We start from the raw sequence: 16,166 nt of genomic DNA on the forward strand, positions 1-16,166 counted from the left end.
CTCATTTGCTTGGCTGGAGAAGTGTCGGAGGCTGTGGAAGAACTGCGAGCGCAAGCTCAATACGAGCTTGCAGTTCATCCACTTGGCATTTTTGGTTTTGCTATTACGGAGATCGTAAACAGGTTCTAAGCCATAAGCTTTCAGCTGTAAGTAGCTGCCGCTTTAGCCGGCAGGGCCTGTATAACAGTGCTTAAACACACAGGCGCCTGCAGATTTGCGCTTGTAGGCCGGGCTTTATGCCCGGCAACCCAGTTGCAAGACGATTTATTTGCCGCGTATAAAACGCGGCCTACCATTCCCTGATCCCTATTCCCCATTCCCTGATCCCTGCTCCCTGGTCATTGCCAGCTGCCAGCAGTGCAGCAGCTCGGCCATATTGGCCGCTTCCATCTTGTTCATGGCCGAAGCCCTGTGCACTTCCACGGTACGCACCGCCACGCACAGGCTTTCGGCAATGGCCTTGTTGGTCAGCCCCTGGGCCACCAGCGTCACCACCTCGTGCTCCCGCGCCGACAACCGGGCCACGCGGCAGCGGGCACTGGCCTGCTGCCCCAGCAGCTGCGCATGTTGCCGGGCCTGTTCCAGCACCTCCGCCAGGCGGCGGGCATCCACCGGCTTTTCCAGAAAATCCACCGCGCCCCGTTTCATGGCCTCCACCGCCTGGGGCACATCACCGTGGCCGGTAAGCAGGATCACCGCCACCGGGCACCGGCGGCGGTTAAGCTCCGCCAGCACCTCCAGCCCGTCCTTTCCCGGCATGGCCAGATCCAGCAACAATACCGCTTCGGTGTTATCGTCGAGTTCATCCAGAAAGTGCCCCGGCTCGGACCAGCCGGTGCTTTCATGGCCCATGGCTTTTAATAAAAAACCGTTGGCGGCCAGTACCTTGGGATCATCATCCAGCAGGTAAATATGCATTATTGCTCCTCGGGCAAAAACAGTTCAGCCAGGGTGCCATTTTTCACATTGGTCAGGGTCAGGCTTCCTCCCAGCCGCCGGGCCAGCCGGTAGCTGACCATCAGGCCAATGCCCATGCCGTGAATACGACTGGCGGGCAGGGTGTGGCCCAGGGCTTCAATCACCACGGTTGATACCCCGCCGGCATTATCCTGTACGCTGACACGCCAGCCGTCTGCCTCGCGTCTGGCAGACAGTTGTAACCGGCCACCCTGCCCACGGCGCTCAAAGGCATCCAGGCTGTTGCCCAGCAGGTTGGACAATATCTGCTCCACCGCCGGCTGCACGCTGAGCAGGGTACCCGGCTCGGTCTGTACCTCGAGCCGTACCCCGGCGGCATGGGCTCTGGGGATCAGCCGCCCGGCCAGATCCCGGCACAGCGCCTCAGGTGCAAAGGCTTCGGGCCCCGGCAGTGGCTGACTGGCCCACTGACGAAAACGGCGAATAATGTCGGCGCCTCGCTCGGTTTCACTGACAATATGATTAAACACGTCACGGCTGTTTTGCTCAGCCGTTATCAGCTCGCCGGCCTGGGCATAGGCCTGAATGGCCGACAGCGGCTGATTGAGCTCATGGGCCAGGCCGGTGGCCATTTCTCCCAGCAGGGTGGCCTGGCGCGCCCGGGCCAGCTCCTGCTCCCGGCTCTGAATAAGGTGATGCAGCCGGTCCCGTTCGTCGGTACGCTTCAGCAACAGCCGGGTTACCCGCACATGGTGCAGGGCAATGGTCAGCAGTACCAGCATCAGCCCCGCCAGCCACTGCCAGTACCCCAGCAGCACACTGCGCAGGGTCTGCCAGGTGGGTACCTCTTCCCGGTTCAGCTGCCAGCCTCTGAGCAGCTGCTCCACCTCGTCCAGCCGAATGGGGGCTCCCCACAGCGGCCGGCCATTCTGCTTCATGGCCAGCAGGGCCTGGGTTATTTCCCGCAGCAAACTCTCGTCCCGGCTGTCGACGGCGGCAAAGCTCCAGCCCGGATAAAGCGGCGTGGAGCGCACGCAGGGTGCCTCGGCCTGTATCATCAGTGCCTGGTAGTCGGCCGGGTTGACCAGCCCTTCCTGCGCCATTTGCTCCAGAGTACAGGCAGGCACCATGGCCGCATCCAGCGCGCCATCGCGCAGCAGATACACCAGAGCATCCACCGGATAGCCACGAAACTGCAAGTCCAGGCTGGTGAGCGCCACTCCCTGGCGGCGCAGCTGCTCCGCCACCAGCAGGTAGCCGCCAAAAGCCTGCTCGTGCACGGCACCCACCCGCCGTCCGGGCAACTGATTACTGTTGGTAATGCCGCTGCCGGCGCGCACCAGCAGGGTGGCGGCCACGCTTTCCCGGGCCGAGCCAAAACGCGGGTCCAGCCAGGAAGCGAGCCAGTTCAGCCCCTGGTGGCGGCTCAGCACATAATGGGCCGGATGAGTGACCATAAAGTCCAGCCGCTCCTCGGCCAGCGCCGTATCCAGCTCCTGCTGGGTCAGAAACCTTCCCTCAAAATGATGTGCCGGCAGCGCACGGTTCAGACCATCGAGCACCGGCTGCCATTCCGCCCGCCCCTGCGCTTCACCCCGGTAGGCCAGAAAGCCGACGCGGTATTCTGCCGCCTGGGCCAGTGCCGGTAATAACAGCAGGCAGCCGGCGTACAGCAGCCCCGCACACCGGCAAAAAAGTTTCGTTTGGATAATTAACCACCTGGCCATCACAGACATGTTGTCCTGATCCCATGATCAGCGACCTGCACACATGCACCGGCCCCCTTCACATTATTCCATGTTTCTGTCCTTGCCCAGCGACAACAGCATAATGGACACGGCGGCCACCGCCACAAAGCCCGCCAGAATAATCACGGGCATGGCCGCATACCCCAGAATATGCCAGATAATCGACTCAAGTTGACTCATTGTTCTTTCCTCCTTTGGTTCGGACCCGCCGGCAATTACCAGCCCTCGACGCCCTTCATGTCGGGCAACCGGTGCGCTATGCCCTTGTGGCAGTCCACACAGGTTTTCTCACCGGAGGCCAGGGCGGTGGAATGCTGCCTGACACTGCGCGGCCCCTGTTCGGAAAAGTCCATGTACTCAAAGTTGTGACAGTTGCGGCACTCCTGGGAGTCATTGTTTTTCAGGCGATGCCATTCCCGGTTGGCCAGGTAACCCCGCCGCTCCCTGAACTTTTCCTCGGTATCAATGGTGCCCATGGCAAAGGCTACCAGCTCTTTCGACGCCTGCACCTTGCGCACTATCTTGTCGGTCCAGTTATGGGGTACATGGCAGTCCGAGCATATCGCCCGCACGCCGGAGCGGTTGGAATAGTGAATGGTCTCACGGATCTCCTTGACGATAGGCGCATGGCACCCGGAGCAGAAAGCTTCACTGTTGGTGGCCTCCATGCCGGTATTGAATCCCCCCCAGAACAGCAACCCCCCAATAAACCCCATAAAGAGCAACAGGCCGGCCGCCGCCTTGCTTGGCGACTTCATGCGTCGCCAAAATCTTTTTAACAGCTTCATTTATCGCCTCTCTTTGTCCGTGGCGGTTATTTTCTCAGTCCGTCAACCGGCTGGAAGGTGTTGTCAACCAGGGGGCTGGCATCGGCCTGGGGGACATGACACTGCAGGCAGAAGTAGCGGCGCGGTGACACATCGGACAGTACCTGCCCCTGCCGCGACTGGTAATGGGTCACACTGATCTTGGTCGCTCCCATTTCGTTGGCATTCTTCCAGCCGTGGCAAGACAGACACTTGTTGGCATTCAGGGAGACTTCATAGTTACGGATGGTATGAGGCACCAGAGGCGGCTGATAGACATAATCACTGTCGATCGTGCCCCTGTCCCGGGGATAACGCTTCATCCCGTCGGCCGCCCGTGTGGTCTCCAGCTCGGTGATGCCACGCAACGATTCCACGCCGCCGATACCGCCCGGATTGTGAAGCTCTTCTGCACTGTGCACGACGCCGGCGAGCAGCATTCCCATTGCCATGACCGTTAAAAACAATCGTTTCATTAATCTTCTCCGCCTGCTAAGTAACATCCGGTAGCCGCGCCGACCGCTGGCGGCCAGCGCGCTCCTGACTCCTTGACTTACACCTTGGTGATTTTGATCGGGCACTTCTTGAAATCGGTCTGCTTTGACAGCGGATCCGTGGCATCCAGGATCAGCTTGTTGACCAGGATCCGGGCATCAAAGAAAGGCACGAACACCAGCCCCACAGGCGGCCGGTTGCGCCCCCGCGTTTCCACCCGGCAACGCACCTCCCCGCGCCGCGAGGTCAGCAGCACCTCGTCGCCACGGCGCAGACCGCGAGAGCTGGCATCATCTGGATGGATATAACAGAGAGCATCCGGCACCGCCTTGTAGAGCTCGGGCACACGGCGGGTCATGGTGCCGCTATGCCAGTGTTCCAGCACCCGGCCGGTGCACAGCCACAGATCATACTCGCTGTCCGGGGTTTCGGGCGCCGGCTCGAACGGGGCAAAAATGATATTGGCTTTGCCATCCGGCTGGCCGTAGAAGCGGTACCCGGCACCGGCAGGCACATAGGGGTCGGAGCCTTCCACAAAACGCCAGCGGGTCTCCTTGCCATTCACCACCGGCCAGCGCAAGCCCCGCTCCTGGTGGTAGACATCATAGGGAGCGAGATCATGGCCATGGCCACGGCCAAAGGCGGCATATTCCTCGAACAGGCCTTTCTGCACGTAGAAGCCCTGGGCCCGGGCATCATCGTTCAGCTCCTGGGCTTCAGACAGGGGGTAGCGGTCTACCTGACCATTGCGAAACAGCACCTCATAGAGGGTTTTGCCCCGGTATTGCGGCGCCCTGGCCAGCAAATCCTCGCCCCACACTTCTTCCACCCGAAAGCGCTTGCTGAATTCCATCAGCTGCCACAGATCGGACTTCGCTTCCCCCTGGGCGGTCACCTGCTGATACCACACCTGGGTGCGGCGCTCGGCGTTGCCGTAAGCGCCCTCTTTTTCCACCCACATGGCGGTAGGCAGGATCAGGTCGGCGGCCTGGGCCGTGACCGTCGGGTAAGGGTCCGAGCAGACAATAAAGTTGTCCGGATTGCGGTAACCCGGCAGCCGTTCGGTATTGATATTGGGCCCGGCCTGCATATTGTTGTTGCACATCACCCAGTAGGCATTCATCTTGCCGTCCTTGAGCATCCGATCCTGCAACACCGCGTGGTAACCCGGCTCGGAGGGGATGGTGCCCTCCGGCAGTTGCCAGATTTTTTCGGCAATGGCCCTGTGCCTGGGGTTGTTCACCACCATGTCGGCGGGCAGGCGGTGGGAAAAGGTGCCGACTTCACGCGCCGTGCCGCAGGCTGAAGGCTGGCCGGTCAGCGAGAAGGGACCACAGCCCGGCTGGGAGATTTTGCCGGTCAGCAGGTGGATGTTGTACACCAGACTGTTCATCCATACCCCGCGGGTATGCTGGTTCATGCCCATGGTCCACAACGACATCACCCTGACCGCCGGATCGGCGTAGAGCCGGGCCATCTCCAGCAACCTGGCTTCCTCTACCCCCGACATGGCCGCCACTTTTTCCAGGGTATATTCCGCCACCGAGGCCTGGTATTCCTCAAATGTCATGGGGTGCATCTGGCCCGAATTGGCGTTGGCCGCTTTTTGCTGCAGCGGGTGCTCATCGCGCAGCCCGTAGCCGATGTCGGTGGTCGCCCGCTTGAAGTGGGTATGCTTGTTGACAAACTCCCAGTTCACCGCATCATTCTGAATAATGTAATTGGCGATAAAGTTGGCGATGGCCAGATCGGTTTGCGGCTCAAAGATCATGCCATTATCCGCCAGCTCAAAGGAGCGGTGGTAATAGGTCGACAGTACATTGACCCTGACATGAGGGTGGCTCAGGCGGCGGTCGGTGAGCCGGGTCCACAGCACAGGGTGCATTTCGGCCATGTTGGAGCCCCACAGCACAAAGGCATCCGCCTGCTCGAAGTCGTCGTAGCAGCCCATGGGCTCATCAATGCCGAAGGTGCGCATAAATCCGCCCACCGCAGACGCCATGCAATGACGGGCATTCGGATCTATGTTGTTGGAGCGAAATCCGGCCTTCATCATCTTGGCCGCGGCGTAACCTTCCATGACCGTCCACTGGCCGGAGCCAAACATGCCGATGCCGGAGGGGCCGTGCTTTTTCAGCGCCGCTTTCCACTTGTCGGCCATGATATCAAAGGCCTGATCCCAGGAAATGGGCTGAAAATCCCCGTCTTTATCGAATTGGCCGTTTTTCATGCGCAGCAGCGGTGTTTGCAGGCGATCCTTGCCGTACATGATTTTCGACAGAAAATAGCCCTTGATGCAGTTAAGGCCCTTGTTCACCGGGGCTTCCGGATCCCCCTGGGTCGCCACCACCCGGCCATTCTGCGTGCCTACCAGCACCGAGCAGCCGGTGCCACAAAAACGGCATGGCGCCTTGTCCCACTTAATGGCGGTTTTATCGGAGCTGACAATCAGGTTGGTTGCGGTGACAGGCAGGGTAATGCCCGCCACGGCGGCGGCCGACGCCGCAGCGTTTGCTTTTACAAACGCCCGTCTGGTCATATTCATGGCTCATCCTCGGGTTAGGAATCAAGGTGTTCGATCTGGTGATACACCAGAAAGGTGGTTAACACCTGCTCCAGGTTGTTGATTTTGTCGATGGTGTCCGTCACGTAGCCCTGGTTTTCCGTTTCCAGCACCACGATGAGTTTTCCCGCTTCGCTCTCGCCGTAAATCTCCGTATTCGGCAACCGGGCGATGGCGTCTTTCACCGCCGGCAAATGCGCCGGCCTGACGTGAACAACCAGGCTTGAAATATGTACTTCCTGTAATGCCATGGTGAGGTCTCTTGTTGTTCCTGTATGCTATTCCTGTGTGCTGATCATGGTGATGGCCGATACCGGGCAAAGCGACACGCAGGCGCCGCACCCGCTGCAAAGATCCCTGGCCAGTTCGGGCAAAGCCACCCCTCCCGGTTGCAGCCGGAAGCGCAGCGCCTGGGGCTCACAGACATCACCACAGCTCCGGCACTCGATATTCCGGTAGGCCAGGCAGCCTTCGCCAATATGGGCGGTCAGCGACCAGGCCGGCTCGCTTCTGTCCCGGAACAAGGGTTCAGGACAGGCCTCGGCACAGCGGTAACAGAAGGTGCACTCCCCGTGACGGAAATCGACCTGGGGAAAGCCGCCGTCTCCCCTGACGATAATCCGGGTTTCACACGCCTCCAGACAGCGGTTGCACCGGCTGCAGGCATCCGTAAAGGCGTTGCCTTCCACCGCCCAGGGCAACCGGGGCCGGGCATCGGCCCGGTGACGGGTCAGTAATCGGCGACGGGAAGGATCAAACATGGCGCATACTCCGCTGACGGCCTCACCGGCCCGGGGTCACCATCGGCATCACCGGCATGCCCCGTCGTGTTGTTTATGCGGCCAGTGTAGGCCCCGTTCTTTTTGCTGGAATACCCACAAAGGGGTAATTAAGGGGGGTTATTGTTCTGGATCAAAAAAGCACGCTGACAATGCTCACATTATTTGCATACGCTGATTGTCCCCGGCGCCTCTGCGGGCGATGGCCGGCACCAGGAACATGACGAACAGCGCTGGTGACAAGGAAAACCCTGTGAAAAACAAGCCGTTCAAGTCCGTTACCGCCACGGTAGCCCGTGCCATGCTGGTGATGTTGCTGCTCTCGGTAACCACCAGCAGCTTTGCCCTGCTGACCCTGGCCTCCAGCCTTGACGACGCGGAAACCATCAATGTCTCCGGTTCACTGAGGATGCAAAGCTACCGGCTGGCTTATGCAATCCAGACCCGTTCGCCACAGCTGCCTGTTCACCTGGCGCGGTTTGAACAGTCGCTGCATTCGGGCCCCATGACCACACTGAGCCACTGGGCGGTCCCGCCGGAGCTCGGTCGCCACTATCAGCGCCTGGTGCAGCACTGGGAGTTACTCCGGCTCCGGCTTCAGCGGGGAGAACAGCAGGGTTTCCTCGACGATATCTCCGGCTTTGTCGACGATATCGATCACTTTGTGCTCAAACTGCAGGAGCATACCGAAAGCAAGCTCCGCCTGCTGGCCATCTCCAGCGGGATCGGGCTCGGCCTTATCCTGCTGCTTGGCCTGCTCACCATCCGCTTTACCAGACGCAGCATAGTGGCCCCGCTGAACCGGCTGGTCATCGCCTGCAGGCAGGTACAGCAGGGCCACTTCGGCATCAGACCGGATACCGGAGATAACAACGAGCTGGGGCTGCTGGCCGGCACCTTCGGCAACATGACTGCCGAGCTGAACAAACTCTATGGGGATCTGGAACACAGGATCGATGAGAAAACACGCCGCCTGCGCCAGGCCAATGCCTCACTCAAGGTGCTCTATCATTGCGCTCAGCAACTTTCGGCCGGCCAGTTGTCACCGCAGCAGTTATCAACCGTGATGAACACCCTGCTCGAGATTGAGGGGATGGTGGCCGCCAGGCTGGTGATTGATGAACCCAACGGGCCCGATACCGAGCTGGTTGCCGGTACGCCGGGCAAGCACGGCTGGCAGCACCGGCAGCTGGTAATGGATGGCCGGGAGCTCGGCCGGTTCTGGTGGCAAGGGGCGCAGCCCTGTCCGGATCCGGGCTGCATCGAGAGTGTTATTCATCTGCTGGCACGCGCCATCTACGACAACCAGGCCCGGAAAAAAATGGAGCAAGGGATGCTGATGGAAGAGCGGGCGACCATCGCCCGCGAGCTGCACGACTCACTGGCACAGTCACTGTCGTACCTCAGGATCCAGATTACCCTGCTGAAACGCACGCTCGGTGACCACCGCCACGAAGAGGCCATGACCGTCGTCAGCGACATTGAGCATGGGCTGGCCGGCGCCTATACCCAGCTCAGGGAGCTGCTCGGAACATTCCGCCTGACCATAGGACAGGCCGGCTTTGGTGACGCCCTGAACGAAATGCTGCAGCCGCTGATGGCACAAACCCATGCTACCCTGACCATCGACAACCGCCTGCCCTCCCTGGGCCTGGAGGCCCGGGATCAGGTGCACCTGCTGCAAGTGATCCGTGAAGCGGTGCTGAACGCCATCAAACATGCCGATGCCAGTGAAATCACGGTACACTGCCATCAGGATGACGATCGGGTAAAGATACGGATCAGCGATAATGGCCGGGGCTTTGATCCGGACGATGAAAAGCCAAACCACTACGGACTGGCCATTATGGCCGAGCGGGCACATCACCTGAAGGGTGAGCTCGCCATCCACACACGGCAGGGCGCAGGCTCGGAGGTGGCCCTGCACTTTTCACTTGAGCCTCAAGGAGAGATGCCATGGCCCCCTGGAACGTCATGATCGTGGATGATCATCCCCTGATCCGGCGAGGGCTGGGTCAACTGCTTGGCCTGGAGCCGGAGCTGCAGATCGTCGCCGAAGCCAGCAGCGGCTTTGATGCGCTGCCGCTGGCCCGCAAGCACCAGCCGGATCTGATCCTGCTGGATCTCAACATGAAAGCCATGTCGGGACTCGATACCCTGCACGCCCTGCGTGCCGAGCATATCACCGCCAGCATAGTGATACTGACCGTGTCCGACAGCCGGAGCGATATGCGCGCCCTGCTCAATGCCGGCGCCGACGGCTACCTGCTCAAGGATACCGAGCCGGAACAGCTGGTCGCTCAGCTAAAGCAGGCGATGAAGGGCGGCAAGGCATACAGTGCTCAGGTGAAGGCCTTTCTGGCAGACAATGCCGGGAAAACGGCCCTGCTGGAAACGCTGACGGAGCGGGAACGGCAGATCCTGGCCGAGGTCGCCAGGGGTCACAGCAACCGCCAGATTGCCGACACCCTGAATATCTCGGAAGCCACCGTCAAGGTGCATATGAAAAGCCTGCTCAAGAAACTGCAGGTCAGCTCTCGCACCGCCGCCACCGTTCTGTACCTGGAAACGCCGGGACCACATCCCTGATCCGCCCTGGCCGGCGGTGTTTACTACCGGGAAGGCACCGGCAGCCAGCGCGGCGCATGGCCGGTCTGTTCGGTAAACCTGAGCAGATCGGCCCGGCTCATCAGCACGGTGGCGGTGTTGCGCAGCGGATGGCAGTGAAAGTCGTCGCCGTCTTTCAGCTCCTCATCCAGCCACAATTCCACCTGCAGCTGCCGGTCGTTCACCAGCGCCAGCACGGATACATGGCCCGGGGCCACCCCCAGATAACGTTCCAGCCGCTCGGCCGAGGCAAAGCCCAGCCGCGACCAGCCCTGCTGGCGCGACAGCGCCTTGAGATCCACCTGCTTGTTCGGGTGAGTCAGCAGCAGCGCATGTTTGCGGCCGTAGTTGTCCCGCAGAAACAGGTTTTTCAGCCGGGTGCCGGGCCGGTTCACCAGCAGGCGGTCGGCATCGTCACAGGTGCGCAGCGGCGGATGTTCAATCAACGGCGGCCGAATGTGCCATTCCGCCAGCCGGGCCATGATGTCCATATAATTAACGGGCCGGGTTCACCGCCAGCACATCGGCGCGGATCACCGACTGCTCGGCGATCAGCTCGTTGACCACGGCGCGGCTGGCCTTGTAGTGCGGGGTTTCCTTGTGAGCAGCCAGGGCGGCTTCGTCCTGATAGATTTCATAAAGCCAGAACAGCTCGGGATCGGCGCGGTCCTGCAGCACATCAAAGGTATGGCAACCGGGTTCGTCGCGCACAGAGGCTTCGGCATTGGGCAGCATGGCGTCCAGGAAGGTTTCAGTGGTACCGGGCTTGAGCTTGGTTTTGACAATAATTGAATACATTGTAAACTCCAATTGTTTATGTAATTTCAACAAATAGTACACAAATATTCAGGTAACTTCCAAGGAGCCCAGAATGGACAGACCCGGTCGTTTTAACGGCATGCGCCACATCGCCTTTACCATGCCCAACCTGGAGGAGTGCGTCCAGTTCTATACCGAGATCATGGGCATGGAGATCCTCAACCGCGCCAGCGACAACCTGGTGTATCTCACCTGCGGCAACGACAACCTGTCTCTGGGCCGCGCCGATCTGCCCGCCAGCGGCGTGCAGAGCATGGACCACTTCGGCTTTATCGTGGATAGCAAGGAAGAGCTGGACCAGTGGTTTGAATACTTCAAGGCCAAGGGCGTGACCCTGCTGGATCAGCCTCACGACCACAGAGACGGCGCCCGCAGCTTTCATATTACCGATCCCGCCGGCAATGTGATCCAGCCCATCTATCATCCGGCCATCTCCGGCCAGCGTTTCAGCTAAACGCAGAAATTAAATTCAGTCATAAAATTCAAAAGCCGTGGTTTTCCCTGCCACGGCTTTTGGTTATGTTAGGGGTATTGTGCTGCTGCACGCCATTCTTTAAAGCAGGCCCTACCATGCCCTCATCCACAGACGAACTGAGAAGCCGACCACTGGCGGCCCTGAGCACTCCCCATCAGCTGGCCGAGCGCTACCCCCTCACCGAGACCATGGCCGAGACGGTCACCAGCGCCCGCGCCGAAATTGAAGCCATTCTCACCGGCCAGAGTCACAAGCTGCTGGTGATCATCGGCCCCTGCTCCATTCACGATCCCGCTGCCGCCCTGGCCTATGCCGAACGGCTGGCCGAGCTTAAAGCCCACTATGCCGACAAGCTGTGCATTGTGATGCGCACCTATTTTGAAAAGCCCCGCACCATAGTGGGCTGGAAAGGGCTGATTAACGATCCGCACCTGGACGGCAGTTATGACGTCAACACCGGCCTGGCGCTGGCGCGCAAGCTGCTGAGTGATATCAACGCCCTGGGTCTGCCCACCGCCACCGAGTTTCTAGATATGGTGACCGGCCAGTATATGGCCGATCTGATCAGCTGGGGGGCCATAGGCGCGCGCACCACAGAGTCTCAGGTGCACCGGGAAATGGCCTCGGCGCTGTCGTGCCCGGTGGGCTTTAAAAACGGCACCGACGGCAATATTCAGATTGCCCTGGACGCGGTACGGGCCGCCGCCCACGGCCATATTTTCTGCTCGCCGGACAAACACGGCAAAATGAGCATCTACCAGACCGATGGCAACCCTTATGGCCATGTGATTTTGCGGGGCGGAAAAGCACCCAATTACGACGAGCACAGCATTGCTGACGCCGCTGCCGGGCTTGAGGCCGCCGGCCTGCCCACCCGGCTGGTGGTGGATTTAAGCCATGGCAACAGCCAGAAGCAGCATCAGCGCCAGCTGGAGGTAGCCGAGGACATCGCCCGCCAGCTTGAAAGCGGCAGCCGCCATATTGCCGGTGTGATGATAGAAAGCTTTATCGAAGCAGGCCGGCAGGAGGTGGAGCCCGGCATACCGCTGGTGTTCGGACAAAGCATCACCGACGCCTGCCTGAGCTGGAAAGACAGCGAGCGGGTGCTGGAACGGCTGTACCGGGCTGTGAGGAGTGAGGAGTGAGGAGTGAGGAGTGAGGAGTGAGGAGTGATATCCTCACCCCTTACCCCTCACTTTCAAACATTTATACCGGCAGCAGCAGCCGCTGGCCGTCCTGCTGCAGCAGTTTGACCTTGACCTCAAACACGTCGGCTACCAGTTCAGGGGTGAGTACATCGGGGCCGCCGCTGGCCACCAGCCGGCCCTGGTGCAGGCACCAGATATCGTCACCGAACTGGGCGGCCAGGTTAATGTCGTGAATGGAGGCCACCACCGTCAGCCCCTGCCCGGCATAGTGACGCAGCAGCCGCAAGGTGGCGAGCTGATGCTGCCAGTCCAGCCCGGCCAGGGGTTCATCCAGCAGCAATACGCGGGCCTCCGGATTAAGCACAGGGGACACCTGCAACAGGGTTTTGGCGATCAGCAGCCGCTGCTGCTCACCCCCCGAGAGCGCCGACAGCGGCCGGGCATAGAGGGTGTCCAGCTTGAGATAACCGCTTAACCGCGCCATCTCCTCGCAGGCGGTCTCGCTCACCTCACCGTTGACGCCAAGGGCCAGCAGCTCATAGCCTTTTAACCCGGCCGGCAGCACAGAGTGCTGCACCAGCATGGCGCGCAAGTGCGCCAGCTCCGCCAGATCCAGCAAGTCCAGCCGTTCGCCATTCAGCCGCACATGACCACCGGCGTTCAGCAGCCCGGCCGCCGCCAGCAACAGGCTGGACTTGCCACTGCCGTTGGGGCCCACCAGCAGGGTCAGGCGGCCGGCCGCCAGCCGGCCACTCACCGGCCCCACTCTGTGCTCTACGGTTAATTCATCAAGCGTCAGCATGGCGTTTCACCAGTAACCAGACAAATACCGGCGCCCCCAGGGTGGACGTCACCGCGCCGATGGGCAGCTCGCCGGTCACCAGAGTCTGCCGCGCCACCACGTCCGCCAGCACCAGCAGGGCGGCGCCGGCCAGGGCCGAGGCCGGCAGCAGAAAGCGCTGACGGCCGCCGGCCAGCAGCCGCAGCAGGTGCGGCACCACCAGGCCGACAAAGCCGATCACCCCGGCCATGGCCACGCTGAAGGCGGTGAGCAGACACACTGCCAGCACCAGCCTGGGTCGCAGCCGGTGGGCGTTCAGCCCCAGCAGCCGGGCCTGTTGCTCACCCAGCGCCAGCAAGTCCAGCCGGCCGCCCTGACGTACCAGCCACAGTAACGCCAGTATGGCCGGCAGCCACCAGCCCCAGGACAGCCGCTGACCATAGCCCAGGCTGCCCATCATCCAGAACAGAAAGGTGCGCAGCGAGGCATCGTCGGCCAGATACAGCAGCCAGGTCAGAATGGCGTTGGCAAAAATCCCCACCGCCACCCCGAACAGCAGCAACGCCCCCTGCCCCAGCCGACGCCGGGCCAGCAGCATCAGCAGCACAGTCACCACCAGAGCCCCGGCAAAGGCCGCCAGCGACACCCCCCAGTGGGGCAGCGACCAGCCCAGCCAGCCCGCCAGCGACAGGGTCAGCACCGCCGCCAGGCTGGCGCCGCTGGAAATGCCAATCAGCCCCGGCTCCGCCAGCGGATTGTGCAGCAGCACCTGCAGCACGGCGCCGCACAGGGCCAGACTGGCTCCCACCAGCACCGCCAGCAGGGTACGCGGCAGCCGCAGCTGCCAGAACACCTGCTGCTCCAGCGCCGACACCGGCTGCCACAACACCTCCAGCCCCACCCCCACGGCCCCCGACTGCAGGCTGAGCAGCACGGCGGCACTCAGCATCAGGCCCAGCCCCAGCAGCCAGCGGCGATAGCGCCGTTGCTGGGCACCGAACAAATGACTCAGTGATGTGGCTCCCCCCCTCATCTCAGCTTATCCAGCTGAACAGTTGCGGGTATTGCTGCCACAACAAGCGCGCCGACATCACCAGCGACACCGTGACCAGCATGGGACGAATAATGCGTGTGCCACGGGTCACTACCATCCTGGAGCCGAGCCGTGCGCCCAGAAACTGACCGGCGGCCATGGCCAGGCCGGCAATCCACACCACCTGACCACCCAGAATAAAAAACAACAGCGAAGCGAAATTGGAGGTGAAATTCAGCAGCTTGGTGTGAGCCGTGGCCTTGCCCATGCTGTAGCCGGCCAGGGCGATAAACCCAAGGGCAAAAAAGGAGCCGGTGCCGGGGCCGAAAAAACCGTCATAAAAACCCACGCCGGTGCCCACCACCAGGGCAAAAGGAATGATCCCCAGCCGCCGGCTGCGATCTTCATCGCCAACTTTGGGTGAAAGCAGAAAATACAGAGCAAAGGCCGCCAGCAGGAACGGCAGCACCTTTTCCAGCACCGAGGCGTCAATGCGCTGCACCAGCAGGGTGCCCAGCATGCTCCCCACAAAGGTGCAGGCCACCGCCCATTTCATGATGCGCCAGTCAATCAGTCCCCGCCGCAGATAATAAAGCGAGGCCGAGAAAGAGCCGAAACAGCTCTGCAGCTTGTTGGTGGCCAGCGCCATGGTGGGGGGCATGCCGGTGGCCAGCAGGGCCGGCACGGTAATCAGCCCGCCACCGCCGGCAATCGCATCAATAAACCCGGCCAGCAGAGCCGCCAGCGCCAGCAGACCCAGGGTCAGTAAATCCAGTTCCATCGTATTTCAGGACTCAAAACAAGAAAGGTGCCAAGATTAACAGGATGCGGCGTCAGGCAACAGCGAGCCTTGCCCCGACTTTTGGCTATGGTAACGTAGACGACACATCAATAAGGAGAACCCCATGAGCAACGAGGTTCTGGGCCTGCTGCCCAGCGATTTTCCCGATATCGACGACAGCGCCTTTCGCAATACCGGCGAGCGGACCCTGGTGCTGGCCGGTGGCTGCTTCTGGTGCACCGAGGCCGTTTACCGTCAGCTTGATGGCGTCATTGAGGTGATTTCCGGCTATGCCGGTGGCGATGCCCAGGATGCCAACTACAAGGCGGTGTGCACCGGCACCACCCGCCATGCCGAAGCCATTCAGATCATCTATGACAGCAGTCTTATCGGTCCGGGCACCCTGCTGAAGGTGTTTTTCGGTATTGCCCACGATCCCACCCAGCTTAACCGCCAGGGCAACGATACCGGAACCCAGTACCGCTCGGCGATTTTCTGGCAGGATGAGCAGGAGCGCGAGCTGGCGGAAGACTACATTGCCCGGCTGGAGCAGGCCGGCGCCTTTAAGCAACCCATAGTGACCAGCCTGGAGCCACTGGATATATTCTATCCGGCCGAGGACTATCATCAGGATTACGCCGCCCGGAATCCGGATCAACCCTATATCGCCGCCGTGGCCCAGCCCAAGGTGGCCAAGGTGCACCACTATTACAAACACAGGTTGAAAAAGGACATCTGATCATGGCCCAGACTCCCAGCCCTTACGATCTTTCTGCGCCGGACGAGGCCCAGCTTCAGGCCCTGGCCAATGAGCTCGGCCCGGAAGAGCGCCGCGTGTTACTCAACCAAGGCACGGAGCCCCCCTTTTGCGGTGGCCTGCTCGACAACCATGAAGACGGTTGTTACGTCTGCCGGCTGTGTGCCCTGCCGCTGTTTTCCTCCGCCTGCAAGTTCGAGTCGGGCTCCGGCTGGCCGAGTTTTTACGCGCCCTACCATCCGGACCACATTCGTGAGCTGGCCGACATGAGCCACGGCATGCGCCGGGTGGAGATCCGCTGCGCCCGCTGTGACGGTCATCTGGGTCATGTGTTTCCCGATGGCCCGCCTCCCACCGGGCTTCGCTATTGCCTGAATTCGGCCTCCATGCAGTTCTGTGCCGACGGTGCTACCAAGCCGGATCCGCTCAGGCGGGGCGAAACCGGCTTTTTGTAAG

General features: G+C 61.1%; 19 protein-coding genes and 1 pseudogene. 7 read left to right on the forward strand and 13 right to left on the reverse strand.

Annotated elements, in window-relative coordinates; translation table 11 throughout:
• Nucleotides 1-118, forward strand: a pseudogene (locus DA373_RS00005) (IS5/IS1182 family transposase); the annotation flags it as partial.
• 188 nt (nucleotides 119-306) lie between these two features.
• Here the strand turns inward: DA373_RS00005 and DA373_RS00010 are convergent.
• The 8 genes from DA373_RS00010 to napF form a co-directional block, all read right to left on the reverse strand.
• A complete protein-coding gene (locus DA373_RS00010) occupies nucleotides 307-918 on the reverse strand; it encodes a response regulator transcription factor (protein WP_107850318.1) in 612 nt (203 codons plus the stop codon).
• On the reverse strand, nucleotides 918-2,645 hold the full coding sequence (locus DA373_RS00015) for a PhnD/SsuA/transferrin family substrate-binding protein (protein WP_232821146.1): 1,728 nt from the start codon (nucleotides 2,643-2,645) through the stop codon (nucleotides 918-920). The genes DA373_RS00010 and DA373_RS00015 overlap by 1 nt, the downstream gene beginning before the upstream one ends.
• A 63-nt stretch (nucleotides 2,646-2,708) precedes the next feature.
• Nucleotides 2,709-2,846: a TIGR02808 family protein gene (locus tag DA373_RS00020; RefSeq protein WP_107850320.1), complete on the reverse strand. Its 138-nt coding sequence runs from the start codon at nucleotides 2,844-2,846 to the stop codon at nucleotides 2,709-2,711.
• Between the two features lie 35 nt (nucleotides 2,847-2,881).
• Nucleotides 2,882-3,454: a NapC/NirT family cytochrome c gene (locus DA373_RS00025; protein WP_107850321.1), complete on the reverse strand. Its 573-nt coding sequence runs from the start codon at nucleotides 3,452-3,454 to the stop codon at nucleotides 2,882-2,884.
• Nucleotides 3,455-3,480: 26 nt separating this feature from the next.
• Entirely contained in the window at nucleotides 3,481-3,948 is a 468-nt protein-coding gene (locus DA373_RS00030; protein ID WP_107850322.1) for a nitrate reductase cytochrome c-type subunit, read from the reverse strand.
• Nucleotides 3,949-4,025: 77 nt separating this feature from the next.
• Nucleotides 4,026-6,512, reverse strand: a complete 2,487-nt coding sequence (gene napA / locus DA373_RS00035) for a periplasmic nitrate reductase subunit alpha (protein WP_107850323.1) — start codon at nucleotides 6,510-6,512, stop codon at nucleotides 4,026-4,028.
• A 14-nt stretch (nucleotides 6,513-6,526) separates the two neighbouring features.
• A complete protein-coding gene (locus DA373_RS00040) occupies nucleotides 6,527-6,781 on the reverse strand; it encodes a chaperone NapD (RefSeq protein WP_107850324.1) in 255 nt (84 codons plus the stop codon).
• Nucleotides 6,782-6,808: 27 nt separating this feature from the next.
• Entirely contained in the window at nucleotides 6,809-7,291 is a 483-nt protein-coding gene (gene napF, locus DA373_RS00045; protein ID WP_107850325.1) for a ferredoxin-type protein NapF, read from the reverse strand.
• Nucleotides 7,292-7,562: 271 nt separating this feature from the next.
• Between napF and narQ the strand changes: the two genes are divergently transcribed.
• Together narQ and DA373_RS00055 are read left to right on the forward strand one after the other, a co-directional pair.
• A complete protein-coding gene (gene narQ, locus DA373_RS00050) occupies nucleotides 7,563-9,287 on the forward strand; it encodes a nitrate/nitrite two-component system sensor histidine kinase NarQ (RefSeq protein WP_107850326.1) in 1,725 nt (574 codons plus the stop codon).
• Nucleotides 9,266-9,898, forward strand: coding sequence for a response regulator (locus DA373_RS00055; RefSeq protein ID WP_107850327.1), 633 nt, complete (start codon nucleotides 9,266-9,268; stop codon nucleotides 9,896-9,898). Before narQ ends, DA373_RS00055 begins: the two co-directional genes overlap by 22 nt.
• Before the next feature lie 23 nt (nucleotides 9,899-9,921).
• Here the strand turns inward: DA373_RS00055 and DA373_RS00060 are convergent, their stop codons facing one another.
• Nucleotides 9,922-10,407 (reverse strand): prolyl-tRNA synthetase associated domain-containing protein, encoded by a 486-nt coding sequence (locus tag DA373_RS00060; RefSeq protein ID WP_107850328.1) that lies wholly within the window; start codon nucleotides 10,405-10,407, stop codon nucleotides 9,922-9,924.
• Between the two features lie 4 nt (nucleotides 10,408-10,411).
• Entirely contained in the window at nucleotides 10,412-10,714 is a 303-nt protein-coding gene (locus DA373_RS00065; RefSeq protein WP_107850329.1) for a putative quinol monooxygenase, read from the reverse strand.
• A 73-nt stretch (nucleotides 10,715-10,787) separates the two neighbouring features.
• Here DA373_RS00065 and DA373_RS00070 point away from each other — a divergent pair, with 73 nt between their 5' ends.
• Together DA373_RS00070 and DA373_RS00075 are read left to right on the forward strand one after the other, a co-directional pair.
• Nucleotides 10,788-11,189, forward strand: a complete 402-nt coding sequence (locus DA373_RS00070) for a VOC family protein (protein ID WP_107850330.1) — start codon at nucleotides 10,788-10,790, stop codon at nucleotides 11,187-11,189.
• A 116-nt stretch (nucleotides 11,190-11,305) separates the two neighbouring features.
• A complete protein-coding gene (locus DA373_RS00075) occupies nucleotides 11,306-12,355 on the forward strand; it encodes a 3-deoxy-7-phosphoheptulonate synthase (RefSeq protein ID WP_107850331.1) in 1,050 nt (349 codons plus the stop codon).
• A gap of 61 nt (nucleotides 12,356-12,416) precedes the next feature.
• On the opposite strand, the gene DA373_RS00080 is transcribed toward DA373_RS00075, so the two are convergent.
• Genes DA373_RS00080 through DA373_RS00090 form a run of 3 tightly spaced genes read right to left on the reverse strand, consistent with a single transcriptional unit; the run spans nucleotide 12,417 to nucleotide 14,953 of the window.
• Complete coding sequence (locus DA373_RS00080) at nucleotides 12,417-13,160, reverse strand: ATP-binding cassette domain-containing protein (protein ID WP_107850332.1); 744 nt, start codon at nucleotides 13,158-13,160, stop codon at nucleotides 12,417-12,419.
• Nucleotides 13,147-14,172 carry a vitamin B12 ABC transporter permease BtuC gene (gene btuC / locus DA373_RS00085; protein WP_107850333.1) on the reverse strand — a complete coding sequence of 342 codons (1,026 nt, stop codon included), beginning with the start codon at nucleotides 14,170-14,172 and terminating at the stop codon, nucleotides 13,147-13,149. Before btuC ends, DA373_RS00080 begins: the two co-directional genes overlap by 14 nt.
• Nucleotide 14,173: 1 nt before the next feature.
• Nucleotides 14,174-14,953: a TSUP family transporter gene (locus DA373_RS00090; RefSeq protein ID WP_107850334.1), complete on the reverse strand. Its 780-nt coding sequence runs from the start codon at nucleotides 14,951-14,953 to the stop codon at nucleotides 14,174-14,176.
• Between the two features lie 124 nt (nucleotides 14,954-15,077).
• Between DA373_RS00090 and msrA the strand changes: the two genes are divergently transcribed.
• A complete protein-coding gene (gene msrA / locus DA373_RS00095; protein WP_107850335.1) occupies nucleotides 15,078-15,692 on the forward strand; it encodes a peptide-methionine (S)-S-oxide reductase MsrA in 615 nt (204 codons plus the stop codon).
• Nucleotides 15,693-15,694: 2 nt separating this feature from the next.
• Entirely contained in the window at nucleotides 15,695-16,165 is a 471-nt protein-coding gene (gene msrB, locus DA373_RS00100) for a peptide-methionine (R)-S-oxide reductase MsrB (RefSeq protein WP_107850336.1), read from the forward strand.
• Nucleotide 16,166 lies beyond the last annotated feature (1 nt).

The sequence above is a fragment of the Oceanimonas marisflavi genome, assembly GCF_003049725.1.
GTDB classification, from domain to species: Bacteria; Pseudomonadota; Gammaproteobacteria; order Enterobacterales; family Aeromonadaceae; genus Oceanimonas; species Oceanimonas marisflavi.

Excerpts from the sequence above, each read along its gene's own strand:
- DA373_RS00010 (WP_107850318.1), bottom strand. The coding sequence starts at position 918 with ATGCATATTTACCTGCTGGATGATGATCCCAAGGTACTGGCCGCCAAC.
- DA373_RS00015 (WP_232821146.1), bottom strand. The coding sequence starts at position 2,645 with ATGGCCAGGTGGTTAATTATCCAAACGAAACTTTTTTGCCGGTGTGCG.
- DA373_RS00020 (WP_107850320.1), bottom strand. The coding sequence starts at position 2,846 with ATGAGTCAACTTGAGTCGATTATCTGGCATATTCTGGGGTATGCGGCC.
- DA373_RS00025 (WP_107850321.1), bottom strand. The coding sequence starts at position 3,454 with ATGAAGCTGTTAAAAAGATTTTGGCGACGCATGAAGTCGCCAAGCAAG.
- DA373_RS00030 (WP_107850322.1), bottom strand. The coding sequence starts at position 3,948 with ATGAAACGATTGTTTTTAACGGTCATGGCAATGGGAATGCTGCTCGCC.
- napA (WP_107850323.1), bottom strand. The coding sequence starts at position 6,512 with ATGAATATGACCAGACGGGCGTTTGTAAAAGCAAACGCTGCGGCGTCG.
- DA373_RS00040 (WP_107850324.1), bottom strand. The coding sequence starts at position 6,781 with ATGGCATTACAGGAAGTACATATTTCAAGCCTGGTTGTTCACGTCAGG.
- napF (WP_107850325.1), bottom strand. The coding sequence starts at position 7,291 with ATGTTTGATCCTTCCCGTCGCCGATTACTGACCCGTCACCGGGCCGAT.
- DA373_RS00055 (WP_107850327.1), top strand. The coding sequence starts at position 9,266 with ATGGCCCCCTGGAACGTCATGATCGTGGATGATCATCCCCTGATCCGG.
- DA373_RS00060 (WP_107850328.1), bottom strand. The coding sequence starts at position 10,407 with ATGGACATCATGGCCCGGCTGGCGGAATGGCACATTCGGCCGCCGTTG.
- DA373_RS00065 (WP_107850329.1), bottom strand. The coding sequence starts at position 10,714 with ATGTATTCAATTATTGTCAAAACCAAGCTCAAGCCCGGTACCACTGAA.
- DA373_RS00070 (WP_107850330.1), top strand. The coding sequence starts at position 10,788 with ATGGACAGACCCGGTCGTTTTAACGGCATGCGCCACATCGCCTTTACC.
- DA373_RS00075 (WP_107850331.1), top strand. The coding sequence starts at position 11,306 with ATGCCCTCATCCACAGACGAACTGAGAAGCCGACCACTGGCGGCCCTG.
- DA373_RS00080 (WP_107850332.1), bottom strand. The coding sequence starts at position 13,160 with ATGCTGACGCTTGATGAATTAACCGTAGAGCACAGAGTGGGGCCGGTG.
- btuC (WP_107850333.1), bottom strand. The coding sequence starts at position 14,172 with ATGAGGGGGGGAGCCACATCACTGAGTCATTTGTTCGGTGCCCAGCAA.
- DA373_RS00090 (WP_107850334.1), bottom strand. The coding sequence starts at position 14,953 with ATGGAACTGGATTTACTGACCCTGGGTCTGCTGGCGCTGGCGGCTCTG.
- msrA (WP_107850335.1), top strand. The coding sequence starts at position 15,078 with ATGAGCAACGAGGTTCTGGGCCTGCTGCCCAGCGATTTTCCCGATATC.
- msrB (WP_107850336.1), top strand. The coding sequence starts at position 15,695 with ATGGCCCAGACTCCCAGCCCTTACGATCTTTCTGCGCCGGACGAGGCC.